10 protein-coding genes are annotated in these 19349 nt (G+C 51.4%); 9 read left to right on the plus strand and 1 reads right to left on the minus strand.

Annotated elements, in window-relative coordinates:
* The first annotated feature begins 291 nt into the window (after positions 1–291).
* Positions 292–1260 carry a flavin reductase family protein gene (locus B160_RS0102100; protein ID WP_245562135.1) on the plus strand — a complete coding sequence of 323 codons (969 nt, stop codon included), beginning with the start codon at positions 292–294 and terminating at the stop codon, positions 1258–1260.
* A gap of 307 nt (positions 1261–1567) precedes the next feature.
* On the opposite strand, the gene B160_RS0102105 is transcribed toward B160_RS0102100, so the two are convergent.
* The gene (locus tag B160_RS0102105) at positions 1568–2467 is read right to left on the minus strand and encodes a L,D-transpeptidase (protein WP_018626194.1); all 900 of its coding nucleotides are present in this window, start codon (positions 2465–2467) and stop codon (positions 1568–1570) included.
* A 184-nt stretch (positions 2468–2651) separates the two neighbouring features.
* Here B160_RS0102105 and B160_RS0102110 point away from each other — a divergent pair, with 184 nt between their 5' ends.
* The 8 genes from B160_RS0102110 to B160_RS0102165 all read left to right on the plus strand — a co-directional run bounded on the left by B160_RS0102110 (position 2652) and on the right by B160_RS0102165 (position 19060).
* A complete protein-coding gene (locus B160_RS0102110) occupies positions 2652–3812 on the plus strand; it encodes a Gfo/Idh/MocA family protein (RefSeq protein ID WP_018626195.1) in 1161 nt (386 codons plus the stop codon).
* Positions 3813–4506: 694 nt separating this feature from the next.
* Positions 4507–5082 (plus strand): RNA polymerase sigma-70 factor, encoded by a 576-nt coding sequence (locus B160_RS0102125; protein WP_018626198.1) that lies wholly within the window; start codon positions 4507–4509, stop codon positions 5080–5082.
* Positions 5083–5157: 75 nt separating this feature from the next.
* The gene (locus B160_RS0102130; RefSeq protein ID WP_018626199.1) at positions 5158–6348 is read left to right on the plus strand and encodes a FecR family protein; all 1191 of its coding nucleotides are present in this window, start codon (positions 5158–5160) and stop codon (positions 6346–6348) included.
* Between the two features lie 26 nt (positions 6349–6374).
* Positions 6375–9755 carry a TonB-dependent receptor gene (locus B160_RS0102135; RefSeq protein WP_018626200.1) on the plus strand — a complete coding sequence of 1127 codons (3381 nt, stop codon included), beginning with the start codon at positions 6375–6377 and terminating at the stop codon, positions 9753–9755.
* A gap of 94 nt (positions 9756–9849) precedes the next feature.
* The gene (locus B160_RS0102145) at positions 9850–11859 is read left to right on the plus strand and encodes an FAD-dependent oxidoreductase (protein ID WP_018626202.1); all 2010 of its coding nucleotides are present in this window, start codon (positions 9850–9852) and stop codon (positions 11857–11859) included.
* A gap of 171 nt (positions 11860–12030) precedes the next feature.
* Complete coding sequence (locus B160_RS0102155) at positions 12031–15177, plus strand: SusC/RagA family TonB-linked outer membrane protein (RefSeq protein WP_018626204.1); 3147 nt, start codon at positions 12031–12033, stop codon at positions 15175–15177.
* Position 15178: 1 nt separating this feature from the next.
* On the plus strand, positions 15179–16831 hold the full coding sequence (locus B160_RS0102160; RefSeq protein ID WP_018626205.1) for a SusD/RagB family nutrient-binding outer membrane lipoprotein: 1653 nt from the start codon (positions 15179–15181) through the stop codon (positions 16829–16831).
* Between the two features lie 45 nt (positions 16832–16876).
* Complete coding sequence (locus tag B160_RS0102165; protein ID WP_018626206.1) at positions 16877–19060, plus strand: alpha/beta hydrolase family protein; 2184 nt, start codon at positions 16877–16879, stop codon at positions 19058–19060.
* Positions 19061–19349 lie beyond the last annotated feature (289 nt).

Raw genomic sequence — 19349 nt, forward strand, 5'->3', positions numbered from 1 at the left:
AATAAACATAAGACTATAGGCAAACACTTGGAGGCAAAAAGGGCGTTCCGGTTTATACGGGAACGCTTTTTCGTTTCAGCTCCTTCCTGCGCGGCATCCGGGCGCATTACATTTCTAATGTGTCGGGATGGGTGCGGATCCGGGTGGCCGCTTCGGGAATAAAAATGCAATGCACTCCCTTTAATCATTATCAGGATATTTAGTACATTTAGCGGGATGAATGGTCCGGTGATCAAAAAACTCAGGATTGTAGCGATTATACAGGAAACGGCAGATGCAAAAACATTTGTTGTGGAGCCATTGGAAGGATGGCAACCGGTTTACAAACCGGGGCAGTTCCTGACACTGGTCTTTCAAAACCATCTCGGCGAGCAACGGCGTTCCTTTTCCATTTCTTCAAGCCCGGTCCTGGGCGAAGCCCTTGCATTTACCGTAAAAAAACTGGACAATGGCGAGTTTAGCAGGTATCTGATCTATAAGGCCAGGACCGGTGACCTGTTGAAAACCTCCGGCATCAGTGGTTTTTTTGTGCTGCCGGAAGATGTCCGGGGAAAGCAATTTTGTTTTCTTGCGGCGGGAAGCGGCATTACACCCTGTTTCTCCCTGATCAAAACACTGTTGGCTACCACGGGCGAAAAGGTCATGCTGCTCTACAGCAACCGCTCCCCGGCGGATGTCATTTTTTATGAGGCATTGAAGCAATTAAAAGAACGATATTCCGACCGGCTGCTGATCCACTTTATGTTCAGCAACCACCCCCAGATCTTACAGAAGCGGCTCAGTCATTGGGTATTGACACACCTTGTGAAGCAACACCTGCCGGAGCAGATCCTTAGGAATAGCCTGTTCTATATCTGCGGCCCTTATGATTATATGCTTATGGCCGGCATTTCGTTAAAGAGCAACGGTGTAACAGGAAAGCAGATCATTAAGGAGGATTTTTATCCGATGCCCCGGCTGGTGAAGCCCAAGCCGCCGGACCTGGGTGCGCACCGGGTTACCATCCGGATCGGTGGGGTTCTGCATCAGCTGGTCGTGCAATACCCGCATACGATTACGGCCTCGGGCAAAAGGGCGGGGCTTGAGCTGCCGTACAGTTGTGAATCGGGGCAATGCGGCAGCTGTGTGGCCACCTGTACTTCCGGAACCATCTGGATGGCGTACAATGAAGTACTGACGGATGAAGAAATTGCAAAAGGGCGGGTGCTTACCTGTCAGGGATATCCCGTGGGAGGAGACGCCACCATTGTTTTTGAATAATGCGGGTATCCGGCGAAGAAAAACCGGATTTCGTCTTATGATTTCAGGGAGTTTATCGAATAGTTGCCCTTAACTTTTTTTTAAGGATTAACTTCACCCTATGCTAGGGAGAAACATTGACTATTTCTAAAATGCTAAAAGCGACCACGGCTAACTGCTTTTGTTTCCTTGCTTTTCAATTCCCGACCAGTTTTTACAATAATGAACCATGTTGTTACCCATGTGCAGGGTGACTCAGCGATCAGCTTTCAGCCTTTAGCATTTGAAGTGCTGCGCTCGCTGCACTTTGGTTGCTGCGGAAGCAGGATTACAGCTTTGCCTGGGAGGAGCTCCAGACGATAGAGTCTCTTTGTTGCTGCTTTTTCAGGACCTCCGGAAGCCAGGAGGCGAGGTGGCTTTTCAGGCTGTCGGGAGAAATGGTCAGCGCTGCCGGATCTTCAGCAAGTTGGAACCAGGGCCTTGCCTGTCCGAACGGGTACTGCCCAAAAGCAATGACCGGGGTTCCGGCGGCTATCTGCTGATTGTTTTTCAGGATCCATTGCTCCGCCCAGCCATACAGGAACCGGGCATCCCGCTCCTGCAGCCGCATACAGCTATGCGACGCCGGGTAGCCCGGAAGCGCATATTCGTGAAAACCGATCCCCCAGGTATTGTGCACATTAAAATTCCATTGGAGCACCCACTCGTCGTCGATGGTACTGGTCGTTTTCCGGGCTTTCCAGTTGGCAAAGTATAAATGCTCCGGTGTTGGTTTGGTTTTGCGACCCGTATTGGTTTGACCGGTTAAAACCAGCCTGCCGTTCTCATACGCAGCAAAGGTTTGTGTGCGGAGGGAAAAGAGCAGGATCTTATGGACCCCTTTTAAGAAGGCCGCTTCTTCCGGGAAAGGAAGGTAGGCCGTGCGGGGCAATGAAAAATCGCTGGGTACCAGGATGCTGTCCAGCCGACGGATATGAACGGAGTCGGTGCGATTGATCGCAATTAAAAGGTCAAGATGCCGGGCGCCTTCAAAACTGTCCTTGAGGGTTTGCCACTCCTTTTTTTTCATAAAACGGTAGGTGAGGCGGGGGCGCTCCGGTACCGGCTGTTTTTTGATAACGGTGTCTTTTTGTTCAGGCAGCAGTTCGGCGGTCCGTTGTTTCTCCATTTGCTTGCATGCCACGGCGAACAGGCAGGCGATGGAAGCAGTTATTATCCTGAGGTTCATTTTTGAATTATTGCAACGCAATATCGTGAAAAAAATCATAGGTAAAGGATCGGGGCGGTTAATTCTTCCTCACCAATTGTAGGGATGAAATCAGAAATCTGTATATTCGTAACGCATGCATACCATTTTTTTTGCAGTATGCACTGCACCCTTATAATCATTCACATTAAATAAAGATTACTATATGAAAAGAGAGAAATTGCGTGTCGGTATGATCGGCGGGGGCAAGGATGCCTTTATCGGGGCTGTTCACCGTCTGGCGTTCAATATGGATGGATTGATCGAATTGAGCTGCGGAGCACTCAGTGTTCATCCGGAGGTTGCCCGTGAATCCGGCGAGCTGCTTTTTCTGCCGGAAGACCGTATTTATATGAGCTACGAAGAAATGATCCGGAAGGAAAGCCAGCTGCCGGCAGATAAGCGCATTCATTTTGTGTCGATCGTAACACCCAATTTTGTGCATTTTGCCCCGGCAATGATGGCATTGGAGCATGGTTTTAATGTGGTCATCGAAAAGCCGATGGTGTTTAGCCTGGATGAGGCAAAGCAGCTGCAGCAGAAAGTGCGCGAAACCGGGCTGATGCTCTGTCTGACCCATACCTATACCGGCTACCCAATGGTAAAACAGGCCCGGCAGATGGTGGCGGAGGGTGCTTTTGGTAAGATCCGGAAAGTGTATGTGGAATATCCCCAGGGCTGGCTGAGCCGCCTGTCTGAACGTGAAGGAAACGCGCAGGCCGCCTGGCGTACAGATCCGAAGAAGAGCGGGAAGAGCGGTTGTATGGGCGACATTGGTACGCATGCGGCAAACCTGGCAGAGTACATCACCGGTCAGAACATATCAAAGCTATGCGCTGATCTGAACACGATCGTGGAAGGGCGTAACCTGGATGATGACGGTGCGGTGTTGCTGAAATTTGATCAGGGTGCTTCCGGTGTGCTCATTGCCAGCCAGGTAGCTGCAGGCGAGGAAAATGCGCTCAGGATCAAGGTTTATGGTGAAAAGGGAGGGCTGGAATGGCACCAGCAGGAACCGAATACCCTGTTGGTAAAATGGCTGGATGCCCCCACCCAGGTATATCGCGCCGGCAGCGGATATCTTGGCGACTATGCTAAGCACAATTGCCGCACTCCCGGCGGGCACCCCGAGGGCTACCTGGAAGCCTTTGCCAATCATTACCGGAATTTTGCAACAGCCTTGCAGGCCAAACTGAATAATGAAACACCCTCAAAAGAAAGTCTTGATTTCCCTTCGGTAGATGATGGGGTGCGGGGAATGGCATTTATCGACAATGTGGTGGCTTCCTCCCAGTCGGATCAGAAATGGTGGGATTTTAAAGTTTAAGATATTGCGATCTGAGTTTTCAGCCTTCGGTCTTCAGCAATTGTTGCTGGGCTGAAGGCTGATTGCTGAAATCTTGTTTCGCGCGGCGAAGCCAGGGAACAGCGAACGCAGGCCGTTTTTGATCACCGTACTAAGGTATTTCCCGGGTTATAGATCGTACTTGCATTCCGGGTGGCAGTGTTGTTTAAAAAACTGTAGTTGGTGATTGTGGTCGCATGCTGCCCCGGCGATTGGTTAAAAAGGCGCCGGTATCAGCGCCATCTTATGACCGGGCATCATTTCGTAAAGGTCAGGCACACGGTATAGGATCATCGGATTCCCGTTTGCCCCGCCCGGTTTTTTGCAATCCATTCATTTATAATACCCGCAGTGTTAAAAGATCCTGTGATGCAACAGGCAGTGCCGGATCATCGAAAATTACCCGCAAATTTTTAACGGCCTCGAAAATGTTTCCGTAATTTTGGGTCCATCTGATTTTGTAACTTTTGCTTTCAGACGGATTATGCAGAGGAGAGTTCATGGTCTGTTTCTGTTAAACGATTGAGATCCGGTCCCGGCATTTTTATTGCTTTGGGGTATTGCAGATGCTCATTGTTTTATTGATCAGATCGTTCGGTCATTGGTAATGTATAAGCCCAGCATAGAAAACGGAACGGGATCTTTTTGGAGTTGCTGAGCCATCTTCCATTTGAGTATGTATAACGAGGACAAAAAATTATTAACAGAAATTGCAGCAGGGAGAGAGCAGGCGTTCCGGCACTTATTCAATAAGTACCACCAGCGGGTAGGAAGCTATATCGTACAGATCACCGGTTCCCGGGAACTGGCGGAAGAGGTGGTACAGGATGTTTTTTTGAAATTGTGGATGAACCGCAGCACGCTGGAAACGGTAAACAATATCGACGCCTATTTATTTGTTCTGGCTAAAAATCATGCGTTAAACTACCTGAGAAAACTGGCCCGGGAATTAAAGCAACAGGAAAAATGGAAGAAAGACCCGTCGGCAGCGCCTGCCGCGGACGACCTGCCGGAAAACGCTTACTACCGTCAGCTGGATGAGGCCATTGACCAGCTGCCGCCCCAGCAAAAGAAAGTGTACCTGTTAAGCCGGCATCAACGGCTGAAATATGCCGAAATAGCGCAGGAGCTCAATCTCTCGCGGGAAACCGTAAAAAGCTACCTGCGCATCGCCACTGCTTCAATAACGGCTTATATGACGCAAAACTCAGATGTAATTGTATTGTTCCTTGTTTTTCTTATCTTTTTTTAAAGGAGGTACCCCCGTTTTGGGGTTACGGAATGTCTTATAGATGTAGCTGTGGGAAAATTTATTAAATCAGATTCAATGGATGTGTCAAAGTCAAGATTTGCGTACCTTCTTAACAGTTATCATACAAAAACGGCTACCGACGCTGAGTTGCAGGAACTTTTTTATTTATTGGATGAAAAGAAAGAGAAGGATCTGACCCGTTTGCTGCTTGATGAATGGAAAAACCAGCCGGCTACGGCAGCGTTTGAGCCGGCAGAGAGTGCACGGCTATTGGATGCGGTACTGGAAAAACAGCGGCAGGAACCATTGGTCCGCAATGCAGGCATGGAGAGGAGGGTACTGCTCCGGCGACTGGCCGTGGCGGCGATACTCCTCATTGTGGCAGGCCTGGGCGCTTATTTTATGATGCGGCCGGCCCCGGGAAAGCCCGCACAGAATATTGCGCGACAGCCGGTAAAGGAAGATGCCCCTCCCGGTGGCAACAGGGCAACACTGACGCTTGCCGGCGGAAAGACCGTTGTGCTTACGGAAATGAAAAGCGGCGCGGCGGTGGTTCAGGGTAGCTGCCGCATTACCAAAACAAAGGACGGTCAGCTGATCTACGAGTCGTTGGGAGCCGCCGGTCCGGAAGTTGCAGTAAATACCCTCACGACCCCGCGTGGCGGCCAGTACCAGGTAGTGCTGCCGGATGGCAGCAGGGTATGGCTGAATGCAGCTTCTTCCTTACAATACCCCACTGCGTTTACTGGCACGGAACGTGTGGTAACACTGACGGGGGAAGCGTATTTTGAAGTGGCAAAGAACCGGGCAATGCCCTTTAAGGTAAGATCGGGGGGCGCTGATGTGGAAGTGCTGGGAACGCATTTCAATATTATGGCATACCCGGAGGAAGGATCAAAAAAAGTGACCCTGCTGGAGGGCGCTGTTAAGATAAGAGCAGCGCAGGCCAGCCAGGTGCTCCGGCCCGGCGAGCAGGCTGTTTTGGACGACAGGGGCGGAGCCAAACTGATCCGGAATGCAAATACGGAGGAGGCGGTCGCCTGGAAAAGCGGGCTGTTCCAATTTGATAATGCCGATATTCCCACCATCATGCGGGCGATCGCCCGGTGGTATGACCTGGAGATCCGTTTTGACGGTCCCGTTCCTTCCAAACGGTTCACGGGCAGGATCTCGCGGAATGTAAAGGCTTCGGAATTGTTGACCATTCTTAAATACAGCGGTATCGATCTTAAAATTAAAGGGAAGACGATTGTTGTAATGAGCTGATAGCCGGTTTAAAGTTTTTTTTATCCATGAAATTAACTTGTGTCATCTCTATTCTGTTAGTCACTTCTATATATTCCAGATCCTATGGTCAGACGATAACGCTTTCGGCAAAAAAGATCTCAATAGAACGGGTCCTGCTGGCTATAGAAAAGCAAACCGGGTATCATTTTTTTTACAATAAACAGGAAATTGAACGGTCAGGCCCCGTATCCATTAACGTGCGCAATGCTTCCATCGAAGCAGCGCTCGATGAATGTTTGCGAAACCTGCCGTTGACCTATAAGATCATCAATAAAACGATTGTTATAAAAGCCAGGCCGGTATCAAAGCCGGAAGCGGTGCCTTCTTTAAAAGTGGAAGGGCTGGTGACCGATGAACAGGGTAATGTGCTCCGGGGCGTAAATATAAGGGTGAAAGATACCGCCGTGGGAGCGGTTACGGATGAAAAGGGCCGTTACGCCATTCTCATACCGGACAAACAGGGCATACTGGTATTTACGCATATCGGGTTTAAAGAACGCGAAGTGCCGGTAGCTTCCCGGGCGGTGATCGATGTTTCCCTGGTCCGGGAAGTGCAGAGGCTCAACGAAATTGTTACTATCGGCTACGGCGGTGTCCGGCGCCGGGACCTCACCGGATCGGTAGCTTCTGTGAGCATGGTCGACCTGGAGAAGGCGCCCGTGCGCTCGTTTGAAGAAGCATTGGCCGGCCGGGTGGCAGGGCTGACGGCCCGGGTGGCGGATGGGCAGCCGGGTGCTCCTGTAGCCGTCACGATCCGCGGCAATAATTCCATTACGCAGGACAATTCGCCGTTGTATGTGGTGGATGGCTTTCCCATGGAAAACCCCGACAACAATGCGATCAACCCCGCGGAGATCGAATCGATAGAAGTGCTCAAGGATGCTTCCTCCACGGCTATTTATGGCGCCCGGGGAGCCAATGGGGTGATACTGATCACCACCAAAAAGGGGAAGTACGGGAAACCGGTGGTGGTGTTCAATACCTATTATGGTTTTCAGGAAAACAAAAAAAAAATGGCGCTGATGAGCCCCTATGAGTTTGTAAAATATATACAGGAGCGGAACCCGGCCTATGCCGATTCTACCTATTTAACGGAAGGAAGGGACCTGGACTATTTTCGCAATATAAAAGGAACGGATCTTCAGGATACGCTCCTGGGCGCCCGCCCGTTCCGGAATTATTTCCTGTCATTAAGCGGCGGCTCGGCAGATACCCGGTACAGCATTTCCGGTTCCCTGTTTAACCAGGATGGGATCATCATCAACTCGGGTTATAAGCGTTACCAGGGACGCATCCGGATCGATCAAAAAGTGCGCGAAGGACTGACAGTGAGTGTCAATGCCAATTACAGCCACCTGGATCAGTATGGCACCAGCCCCACGCTGGACGGGAACGGGTTCTTCTCGGGCAGCCTGCTCTACAATGTGTGGGCTTTCCGGCCTGTTCCGGGAAGCGGGATCGGTGAAGAAGACGATGCGGGGCTAAACGACGAGGATTTTATTTACACCTTAAATGGCTTTAACCCGGTAAAGACCGCAAAGAACGAGCTCCGGCGGAAGGTATCAAATATATGGACGGCGAATGGGGAGGTGACGTATTCGTTTGCAAAATATTTCCGGTTGAAGATGACAGGCGGGATCACCCGGACGGTGGGCCGGAGCGAAGCGTTCAATAACAGCCAGACGCCGCAGGGCAGCCCCCTCACCAAGTCGGGCAAAGACAATGGGGTCAGCGGTTCCGTGCTGTACCAGGAACGGCTCAGCGGGGTCAATGAGAACACGCTGTCGTTCGACCGGAAGATCAGCACGGCCCATCAGCTGAATGTGTTGGGTGGGTTTACCCTGCAGGGCACAAACACTTCCGGCTACGGGGCTGCGGCCAATCATATACCCAATGAAGCGCTGGGCATTGCCGGTATCGACGAGGGGATCCCCGTATCCATTGATGCAACATCGTCCGCTTATACACTGGCCTCTTTTTTGGGTCGGGTCAATTATGCGTATCGATCCAGGTACCTGTTTACGGCGTCGCTCCGGGCGGATGGCTCTTCAAAATTTGCACCGCAGAATAAATGGAGTTATTTCCCTTCAGGCGCCATTGCCTGGCAGCTTGGCGAGGAGGATTTTATCAGGCCCTTATCTTTTATTTCCAATGCAAAGCTGCGTTTTAGCTACGGTGCCACGGGCAATAACCGGGTGTCGGACTTTGCCTATCTTTCGAGGATCGGCGTTCCCGCTTCCGGCGGGTACAGTTATGGCGATGCGCCCGTTCCCGCTGCCCGGCTGGAAGAGCTGGGTAACCGGAACCTGAAATGGGAAACAACGGTACAGGCGGACCTGGGACTGGACCTCTGGCTGTTTGATGAACGGGTTTCGCTGGTGGCGGATGTATATAAAAAAACAACCTCCAACCTGCTGCTGGATGCTGCGGTGCCCGGTTCTATCGGGTTTACTTCGGTGTTTAAAAACATTGGCAAGGTGGCCAACAGCGGTTTTGAGCTGACGCTGAATACGGTCAATATTTTGAACCGGCATTTTAGCTGGAACACCAACTTCAACATCGCTTTTAACCGGAACCGGATATTGGCGCTTTCGGAGGGCGAGGATTTCCGGCTTACTACAGCTTCCTGGAATACATTGACATCCAATGTGCCTTTATATATAGCAGCGGTAGGACGGCCGATCGCCTTATTTTATGGTTATATCTGGGACGGGAATTACCAGTATGCCGATTTTGATGAAACGGCCCCTGGTGTTTATAGCTTAAAAGAAGGAGTGCCTGGTTATAGTGAAGCCATACAGCCGGGCTTTATCAGGTACAGGGATCTCAACGGGGACGGAACGGTCAACCGTGAAGATGCCACCATAATCGGCGACCCGAACCCCGGCTTTACGGGCGGGCTCTCGAATAACTTTTCTTACCGGCACTTTGACCTGAACCTGTTCGTTAATTTTTCGTACGGAGGGGATGTCTTCAACGCAAACCGCATCATCTTTGAAGGAGGGGGGTACAATAACGGGCAGAATATGTTTACAGCTTATACAGACCGGTGGACCCCGGAAAACCAGAATAACCGGTATTTCCGCAGCAACGGCGCAGGCCCTGATAATCTTTTGTATTCCACACGCGTCGTTGAGGATGGTTCTTATTTGAAACTGAGAACGGTACAGCTGGGGTACCGGCTTCCGGAAAAAATAACGGGCCGGATGGGGTTGCGCAGCCTGCGGTTCTATGTATCGGGGCAAAACCTGTACACCTGGTCAAAGTATGAGGGCTTTGATCCCGAGGTTTCAAAATTCGGCAATTCCGCATTAAGGCCGGCCTTTGACTATTCGGTATATCCATATGCCCGGACGATAACGTTTGGCCTCAATGTTTCGTTCTGAATGGGGTACGGGCCTCGGGTTTCGCGGCCGTTTTTTATTTTACCGGTCCTGCGGCAGCGCAGGGTGACCGGGTATGAATTTGAATTTTTTGAAAATGAATGAGGATAAAAAATTGCGTGTAAAAAAATGGGTGCTAATGGTGCTCATCGGCAATATGCTGCCGATGAGTCCGGTCGTTGCGCAGCACCGGAAGGTATTGGAAAGCGATGTATGTATTTATGGCGGAACCTCCGCAGGGGTCATTGCAGCCTATACGGCGATGAAGATGGGAAAAACGGCGGTTCTGATAGAACCGGGCAGGCATTTAGGAGGATTGACCTCGGGTGGGCTGGGTTATACGGATATCGGTAACAAGTACGTGGTAACCGGTCTGGCGCGGGATTTCTACCGCCGCATCGGTGCGCATTACGGAAAACTGGAGCAGTGGATATTTGAGCCGAAAGTTGCGGAAAGTATTTTTAATGATTATGTGCGGCGGGCGGGTTTCCCGGTGTTATTTGAACGCAGGATCATCCGTGCCGGCAAAAAAGGGAACCGCATCCATACCATTACGCTCGAAAGTACCAGGCGGGATTCCGGTCAGCTGACCGTTCGTGCAAAAGTATTTATAGACTGTAGCTATGAGGGCGATCTGATGGCTGCTGCCGGCGTTTCCTATGCGGTTGGGAGGGAAGCGAACAGCAGGTATCAGGAAACGATCAATGGTGTTCAATTGATGGAGGGCCACCAGTTTCCGGATGGGATTGATCCTTACAAAATACCGGGAGACCCCGGAAGCGGCCTCCTTTGGGGCATCAGCACCGGCTCGGTAGCGGTCCCGGGTGCCGGCGATAAAAAAGTACAGGCATATAACTATCGCATTACATTGACGAATGTACCAGAGAACAGGCTCCCCATCGGCAAACCGGATCGTTATGACCCAGCCAGGTATGCATTGCTGCTCCGTTTAAAAGAACGCCAGCCCTGGAAGTCGCTGAAAGATATTTTTATCTGGAGCCGGATGCCCAACGGAAAAACCGATATCAATAACAGGGGTGGCTTTTCTACGGACCTGATTGGGATGAACTGGGCATATCCGGAGGCGGGTTATGATGAGCGCGCCAGGATCCAGCAGCTGCATGAAGATTATACCCGGGGGCTTCTGTATTTTGTGGGGCATGATCCCCGGGTTCCGGATTTTATCCGTGAAGAAATGAAACAATGGGGCTACCCTAAAGATGAATATATGGATAATGATAACTGGACACCGCAGCTCTACATCCGCGAGGCCCGCAGGATGGTTGGAGCGCTGGTAATAACCCAGCATCATTGTACCGGCGAGCAGGTGGTTACCGATGGTGTGGGCATGGCAGCCTATACGATGGATTCGCATAACTGCGACCGGCAGGTGGTGAACGGGATGGTGAAGAATGAAGGGAACGTGGAAGTGGGCGGTTTTGATCCTTACCCCGTCTCTTACCGGGCCATTACACCCAAACAAAAAGAAGCTTCCAATTTACTGGTGCCTGTTTGCCTTTCCGCATCGCATATCGCTTTTGGCTCCATACGGATGGAGCCGGTCTTTATGGTGCTTGGGCAGTCGGCTGCGGTGGCTGCCTGCCTGGCGATCGATCAGCGTGTTCCGGTACAGCAGGTAGATGTAACGGGCATACAAAAAGAACTGAAGCAGAACCCGCTTGCGGATGGCAGCGCCGCTGAAATACTGATCGACAATGAGGACAGCACCCAGGTGGTGATCCGGGGCGATTGGGAAAGAAAAAAACGGGGCGGTTACGGGCCATCCTACCTCCTGGGCCGTTCAAAAGCAGGAGTACCGCCGTCCGTCCGGTTTATACCAGGTGTTAAAAAACAAGGCCCTTATCAGATCTATGCTTATTTTCCAAAACTGAAGAACACCGCCATCCAGACCGTTGCCCGGATCCATGATGGGAAAAGCGAAACAAGAAAAACCGTCGGCGCATCCGATGTACAGGTGCAGGGCCAGACCTCCGGCGAATGGGTGGCCCTGGGAACCTATGTGCTTACACCCGGGCAAAAAGCGTTTGTTGAATTGTCCGGCAGCACCCCGGTTGCCGATGCCATCCTTTTTGTGCCCGGCAAATAAATATGCTGATTTTTTTTAAAGGCCGATACCCCCTTTTTAACAACCGGAGTTGTCTATTAAATATCAGCTGGTTTTTGCAGCAGGCAAAGCCTTAAGGGATTTGCTGTTGCGAAAGCAGGGACCCGCTGTATTTCAAGATTAGATAATTCCGAATCAATTAAGCCAGGGAGTATGATCAGACGGTTGTTTGGAAAACAAAAAAATAAAAGGAGCCGGCGCGCGCTCCCGTTGCAAAAGGCAATTTTTCTTTTTTATACGGTAGTCTTTTTGAGCGTATCGGCCATGGCCCAGAACGGGGCTTTCCGTGTCAGCGGAAAAGTGACCGACAGTACCAGCCAGCCGGTTGCGGGGGCAAGCATCGTGGAGAAAGACGGGAAAGCTGCGGCCACAGCGGATGCCGGCGGCGCGTACAGCATTACGGTTTCTTCGCCGGCCGCAACATTGGTATTCAGCAACGTGGGGTATAAGACCCTCGAAATTGCAGTAGATAAACATGCCACCATTGATGTGTTGTTGGAGAAGGATGTGGTCAATATGAATGAAGTGGTGGTTACGGCGCTGGGTATTTCAAGGAAGGCAAAAAGCCTTACCTATTCCACGCAGGTCGTCTCCGGGGAGAGGCTCACCCATACAAAAGATGTAAATGTGATGAACAATCTTGTCGGAAAAGTATCCGGGGTGCAGATCAACCGGAGCTCTTCCGGTCCCGGGGGGTCGGTCAATATCGTGCTCAGGGGGCTGAAATCTCCCAGGAATAACCAGCCGCTTTATATTGTGGATGGATTACCCATTACCAATACGGAAGGAAGCGGTCCTGCAGGCGCGCTGGGCGGGGCAGTAGACCGGGGCGATATCCTAAGTACCCTGAATGCAGATGATATTGCCTCGGTAAACGTTTTAAAAGGCGCGAATGCCTCTGCGTTATACGGAAGCCAGGGAGCCAACGGCGCCATCCTGATAACAACAAAAAAAGGCGTGGCGGGCGTCAGCCGGATCGATATCTCCAGCATGGCAACTGTTGAAGAAGCGTTCTACCTGCCTCGGCTTCAGTTCACCTACGGTCAAACCCCCAACCCCAAGGGCGGCGTATCTTATAATGAAGAAAGCTGGGGCCCAAAAGGGGCGTACAAAGATCATGTAAAGGACTTCTTTAATAAGGGGGCTACACTGATCAACAGCATCGCGCTGAGCGGGGGTAATGATAAAATGCAGAATTATTTTTCCTATGCCAATATCACCAACAAAGGGATCATGCCAACCGAACGGTTTAAGCAAAACACCGTTACCTACCGGAATACGACCCGCTTTTTTAATAACCGGCTCACTTTTGACGGCAGCATCATGTACGCCAGCCAAAAGATCCACAACCGCGCCGCATCCGGCCTTAACTTCGGTGTTCTTGCCGGCTTGTATATGTTCCCCCGGGGGCTGGATTTTGAGGACTTTAAGAACAACTACCAATACCTTTCGCCCGAAAGGAATATATACCTTCAGAATTGGTTCAACATAAATGCTGCAGGGCAAACAGGCACCAACGTTTCGCAAAATCCTTACTGGGTGCTGAATAAGAACCCAACAGATCAGTCGCGGGAAAATATAATTGCTACGGCCTCTTTAAAATATGCGGTCAATGACTGGCTGAACCTGAGCGCCAGAGGAACACTGAACAAAATGTGGAATAAATTTGAGCGCAGGGTGTACGCAGGAACCCAGGGCGCTTCCTCGGGGCAGATCTATACCGACCCCGATAACAGTAAACTGGTATTGCTTCCCGATAACGGGCGGTATATGCGGGATGAAGGTTCGGGGCAAACGATGTACGGAGACCTGTTGTTAAACGGGCAGAAAACGTTGGCAGATGATATGGAGCTTGGGTTTACCCTGGGTGCGTCCATCAATGATATCCGGAGCTCCGGGTGGTCGATCGACATCCGGAGAATGAACACTGCAAACGCCTTTTTATTAAACAATATTTACCGCGATCAGCCGATCACCAATTTCAGGGAATCATTCAGCAGGCAGCAGGTGCAGTCGGTATTTGCCTCCGCCAACCTGGGTTATAAAGAGCTGCTGTACCTGGACCTCACAGCAAGGAACGACTGGTCTTCCACCCTTGCCGGCACGCCTAGCGAGAAGTCGGGGTACTTTTATTATTCTGCCGGCATCAGCACATTGCTGAATGAATTCATAAAAATGCCCTCCTGGGTCAACCTCGGCAAGCTGCGCTTCTCTTATGCTTCCACGGGCAACGGGGTACAGCAATTTACCAGCATGATACCGGCGGCTAATTTTGGCAGTGGCGAGATCAATGTGAACAACTCGGGTATTTTTAATAATGAGCCCCTGAAGCCGGAGTTAAGCAAAAGCCTTGAGCTGGGGCTTGAAGGGCGTTTTATGGATAACCGGTTGAGCCTGGATGCCGCGCTTTATGAATCCAATACAAAGAACCAGTTCTTTTCTTTCCAGGGTCCGGTCGGGATGCTCAATACCACCCTGTTTATCAATGCCGGCAATGTAGAAAATAAGGGGATCGAAATTGCCCTGGACTATAAAGTGATCCGGGGTGAGCGGTTCGAATGGAATACAGCCTTCAATTATACGGCCAACAGGAACAAAGTGCTGGAGTTGAATCCCAAGCTGGGGAATACCTACCCGATCGGTTCCAGCTATAACGTGCTGAGGGTGGGCGGTTCTTTTGGCGACCTGTGGGGTCCCAAATTCTTGAGGAATGATAAAGGGCAGATTATTGTAAGCAACGACAGTGTGCCGATGACGGCCCCTGCCGGGTATCTGGGTACGTCAAACCCCAGTGCCATCGTGGGGTGGGTGAACCGGCTGAAGTACAAAAAGCTGCTGCTGTCTTTTACGATCGATGGCCGGTTTGGAGGAAAGGTGGTGAGCAATACACAGGGGTTCTTAAATGCGTTCGGGTATAGCCAGGAAAGTGCGGATGCACGGGAGCAGGGTGGCGTTGCGATCAACGGGGCACGGCAGGACGGCACGCCCGTAACCATGGTGCCGGCGATAAAGTATTATCACGGCATCGGCAACAGGAATGGCATTGCCGAAGGGCAGCTGTATGACGCCACCAATATCCGTTTACGCGAGCTGTCGCTGGTGTACCAGCTTCCCCTTGCGTCCAAATTCATTAAATCGGCCAGTGTGGGCCTGGTAGGCAGAAACCTGTTCTTCTTCAGGAACGATGCGCCTTATGACCCCGAGGTGGTAACCACCACGGATGAAGGTGGTTCCGGGTTTGACATCTTCGGATTGCCTCCTACCCGCAGTTATGGTCTTAACTTAAAATTAAGGTTCTGATATGATTTTGAATTCTGACAATCTTAAACACCGGTGCCCGTTTAAAAACAGTACAGGGGGGGTAACTGTGCTCATCGTAATGCTTCTGATGTTTTCGGCATGTACAAAGAACTTTAAAGAGATCAATACCAATCCGGCGGGTCTTACGGATGAGCAGGCCAATGGCGATTATACATTGGTGGCCTCATTCCTGCAGCAGGCACAGCGCACGCTCATTGCAGATAACCCGGCTGCGTATCAGCAAATAGGAAATTTTAATGGCGACAGTTTCAGCGGCTTTATGATGCCACCCTCACCCTTCCGGTCCAACGCCTACAACACCACTTATAATCTTATTGAGCCCTATTGCGCCTCCAGTTTTGTGAACCGGTACCAGACAGTGATGAACCCTGCTTATAAGGTAGTGGAAATGGCCCGCACTATTCCGGATTACAAAGACCTGGATGCACTGGCGCGTATTTTAAGAGTAACGGCCATGAACCGGGTGACGGATAAATTTGGTCCCATTATTTTCAGCCGGTATAACCAGGCCGATGACGACGGAACCGTGCATTACGATACACAGGAGGATGCGTATACCTTCCTCTTCAGCGACCTGGATACTGCCATCAAAACGCTTGTCAGCCTCAAAGAGGCGCCTGTTTCTCCCCAGATGCAGAAAGCGGATCTGGCCTATACCAGCGATAACTATAGAAACTGGCTGCGTTATGCCAATTCACTGCGCCTGAGAATGGCGCTCCGTATTTCAAAAGTGGCGCCGGAAAAAGCTAAAGCGCAGGGCGAAGCAGCGCTGGATCCGGCGAGCGGTGGCCTGCTCACGGAAAACGGCCAGAACTGCTTTATAAAATTGCTGACAACACACCCGCAAACGACCATCTCCAATGACTGGAGCGATATAAGAATGGGGGCGTCGATGGAATCGATCCTGTCCGGGTTCGAAGATCCGAGGGTAAGCGCTTATTTTTTACCCGCTAAGGATGCGGCGGTTGCCGGGCAGTTTAAAGGCATCCGCTGCGGCATCAACATTGATGCAAAGTCGCGTTATGAAGGCTATTCCGCTTTGGTGCCGCTGCCGCCGAAGATGCAGATGATGGTGGCTGCAGAGTCCTGGTTCTTAAAGGCGGAAGCCGCTTTAAGAGGCTGGGCAAATGCAGGAGATGCCGCAACGGATTACAATACCGGCATCGACCGGTCTTTTGAACAGTACGGGCTGAGCGATAAAGTGACGGCCTATAAAAATAATGCCATCAATACGCCGGCGCCTTACACGGATCCCAAGGCAATGACCCCGGGGCAGAATGATGTGGATGCCGGCTCACCCTACCTGAGCACCATAACGGTTAAGTGGGAGGAAGGAGTGTCGAACGACCGCAAGCTGGAACGGATCATCACCCAAAAATGGATCGCGCTTTTCCCGGATGGAGAAGAAGCCTGGGCGGAATACCGGAGAACGGGCTACCCGGTTCTGTTTCCCATTGTGTTAAACAACAGCGGGGGCATCATTCCTACCATACCCGGCATCCGGCGTTTGCCCATCCCCCAAAGGGAATATAATACCAATACCAACGGCGCCAATGAGGCCGCGACGATGCTCAATGGCCCCGACAATGGCGCTACAAGGCTTTGGTGGGACCTGGCAGATAAATCGTTTTAATGAGCTGGAAATTACCCGGGATGATTTGAAAAATGATTTTTATTTATGTGCGTTATTTTTAAGCGGCCGGCCGCATTACTGAAACCTGTTCTTCTTTTTTTATGGATCACGGCGTATGCGGTGCTGCCAGTCTTTTCGCAACAGGAATTTGACGGCATCCGCGGCACCCGGCACTGGATGCGGTTTTCGGATGCTCCCAATGCGTTATACCATCACCTGGCCCGGCAGGCTTACGGTTTTTTGGAAAAGCGCAGTCGCGAAGTGGCTGCCATCGGCTCCCTCGAGGAATGGAAAAAAAGACAGCAATGGATCCGGCAGGAGCTGAACCGGGTTGTGGGGCCCTTTCCCCCGAAGACAGCGCTCAACCCCGTTATTACAAAAGTGGTGCAGAAAGACGACTACCGGATTGAAAACGTCGTGTACGAATCGCAGCCCCGCTTCTATGTTACGGCTTCGCTTTTTATTCCGTCCGTTTTAAAGAACGGGAAGGCTCCGGCTATTATTTATTGCAGCGGGCATTCGGAAAGTGGTTACCGGGCGTATCAAAACATTCTTGTGAACCTTGTTCGGAAGGGCTTTATTGTATTGGCATTTGACCCGGCAGGACAGGGTGAGCGGTTACAGTATTATGATCCGGCAACGGGGAAGTCCCGTTTCCAGTATCCTTCTTATGAACATTCTTATGCCGGTGCCCAGGTATTCATGACCGGAAGAAGCCTGGCGTCTTATTTTATATGGGACGGCATCCGCGCGGTAGACTACCTGCTTACGCGCAAAGAGGTGGATACCGGCAGGATCGGCATTACCGGGCGGTCGGGTGGTGGCACGCAAAGCGCTTTTATTGCTGCGTTCGATGATCGCATTAAGGCATCGGCGCCGGAGAATTATTTTACAAATTTTACGCGGCTCTACCAGTCGATGGGTCCCCAGGATGCGGAACAGAATTTTACCGGTGCTATCGCACATGGGCTGGATATGGCGGACCTGCTGCTGGTGCGCGCGCCAAAGCCCACACTGATGCTCACTACCAGCCGCGATATGTTTCCTGTACAGGGTGCAATAGAAACGGCCGGGGAAGTAGCGAGGTTGTACCGGGCGTATGGCAGGGACCGTAACTTTCGCCGGGTGAGCGATGATGCGCCCCATGCTTCCACAAAAAAGAACAGGGAGGCGATGTATGCTTTTTTTCAAAAGTACCTGGATAATCCCGGCGATCCCACCGACGAAAAAGTGCCGCCTCTAAAAGACGCGCTGCAGGTGACCGAAACCGGGCAGTTGAGCACCTCCCTGAAAGGAGCTACGGTCTTTAGTTTGAATAAGCTGACCGCGGAAAAAGAAGCAGCGCAATTAGAAAAAAAACGCAGGAACGGGAACGGCAATTTCGCGGACCGGATCCGGTCCGCGAAAATACTTTCGGGTTACCGGCCGCCCATGGAAACGGATACGCCTGTTTTTACCGGCCGGGTACAGCGGCAGGGATATGTAATGGAAAAATATTTTGTGAAAGGAGAGGGTGCGTATGTGATTCCCTACCTGCTCCTGAAACCGGATGCGGCTACTGGCAAGGCGCTGATTTTCCTGAGCCCTTCCGGAAAGATAGACGGATCAGGGGAGGGCGGGGAAATGGAATGGTTTGTCCGTAAGGGCTTCACCGTGCTGGCTCCGGATCTTATTGGTACCGGTGAAATGGGGCCGGGAATCTTTAAAGGCGATTCGTACATCGACAGCGTATCCTATAATAGCTGGTTTTCGGCGTTGCTGATCGGAAGAAGCATTGTGGGTATACGGGCCGCGGATGTGGTAAAGCTGACCGCCTTGTTAAAGAAGGCCGATTTCGGGGAAGTATATGGGTTGGCAAAGGGCGCAATGGAGCCGGTGTTGCTGCACGCTGCAGCTTTTGACAGGAACATTGGCGGGGTTGCGCTAACCGGGCATTGCCCGTCTTATCGCGCCCTGGTTATGAAGGAAGATTATGATCCGGCGTTTCTTCAGAACGCGGTGCCGGGGAGCATGGGTGTTTACGACCTTCCAGACCTGGCTGCAAGCCTGTTTCCGCGAAAGCTGCTGCTGGCGGGCGTGGGCGCTGAAGGCGATCCGGCTTTTGGGCAGGACCTGTCCGTTATTAAAGCGGCCTACGGCAAAGACCGGGATTTGAAAAAACTTCAGGTTGTTCCCGGCGATGTGCTGAAGGAACAGGCAGCAGCCTGGGAGCGCTGGATCGGTGATTGAGGAAAGGACTTGCAACAGCTGTTGTCAGAATGCTGTCAGCCTTCGTTTAAAGTGAATGCTCGTTTTGTCCGACGTGACGGATCGGCAACCGGATATTATTTTAAACCCTGAAACGCCCGTCCGGTCCGTTGTGCGGGCGATAGCTTCGAATGATTTTATAATATTTTTTGTCTCTGTTATTCATGAATGTTTCTACCATAACCGTCAGGTTATGACCCGATCCTATGGCTCTCTGTTCGATATTATGCTCCTATACAGCGAACTGGAGTTCGCAATTGATGGTTGGCCG

The organism is Niabella aurantiaca DSM 17617 (genome assembly GCF_000374125.1).
Taxonomy (GTDB): Bacteria; Bacteroidota; Bacteroidia; order Chitinophagales; family Chitinophagaceae; genus Niabella; species Niabella aurantiaca.

What these genes read in the sequence shown, in the direction of transcription:
- B160_RS0102105 (WP_018626194.1), bottom strand. Translation starts at nt 2,467, where the DNA reads ATGAACCTCAGGATAATAACTGCTTCCATCGCCTGCCTGTTCGCCGTG.
- B160_RS0102110 (WP_018626195.1), top strand. Translation starts at nt 2,652, where the DNA reads ATGAAAAGAGAGAAATTGCGTGTCGGTATGATCGGCGGGGGCAAGGAT.
- B160_RS0102125 (WP_018626198.1), top strand. Translation starts at nt 4,507, where the DNA reads ATGTATAACGAGGACAAAAAATTATTAACAGAAATTGCAGCAGGGAGA.
- B160_RS0102130 (WP_018626199.1), top strand. Translation starts at nt 5,158, where the DNA reads ATGGATGTGTCAAAGTCAAGATTTGCGTACCTTCTTAACAGTTATCAT.
- B160_RS0102135 (WP_018626200.1), top strand. Translation starts at nt 6,375, where the DNA reads ATGAAATTAACTTGTGTCATCTCTATTCTGTTAGTCACTTCTATATAT.
- B160_RS0102145 (WP_018626202.1), top strand. Translation starts at nt 9,850, where the DNA reads ATGAATGAGGATAAAAAATTGCGTGTAAAAAAATGGGTGCTAATGGTG.
- B160_RS0102155 (WP_018626204.1), top strand. Translation starts at nt 12,031, where the DNA reads ATGATCAGACGGTTGTTTGGAAAACAAAAAAATAAAAGGAGCCGGCGC.
- B160_RS0102160 (WP_018626205.1), top strand. Translation starts at nt 15,179, where the DNA reads ATGATTTTGAATTCTGACAATCTTAAACACCGGTGCCCGTTTAAAAAC.
- B160_RS0102165 (WP_018626206.1), top strand. Translation starts at nt 16,877, where the DNA reads ATGTGCGTTATTTTTAAGCGGCCGGCCGCATTACTGAAACCTGTTCTT.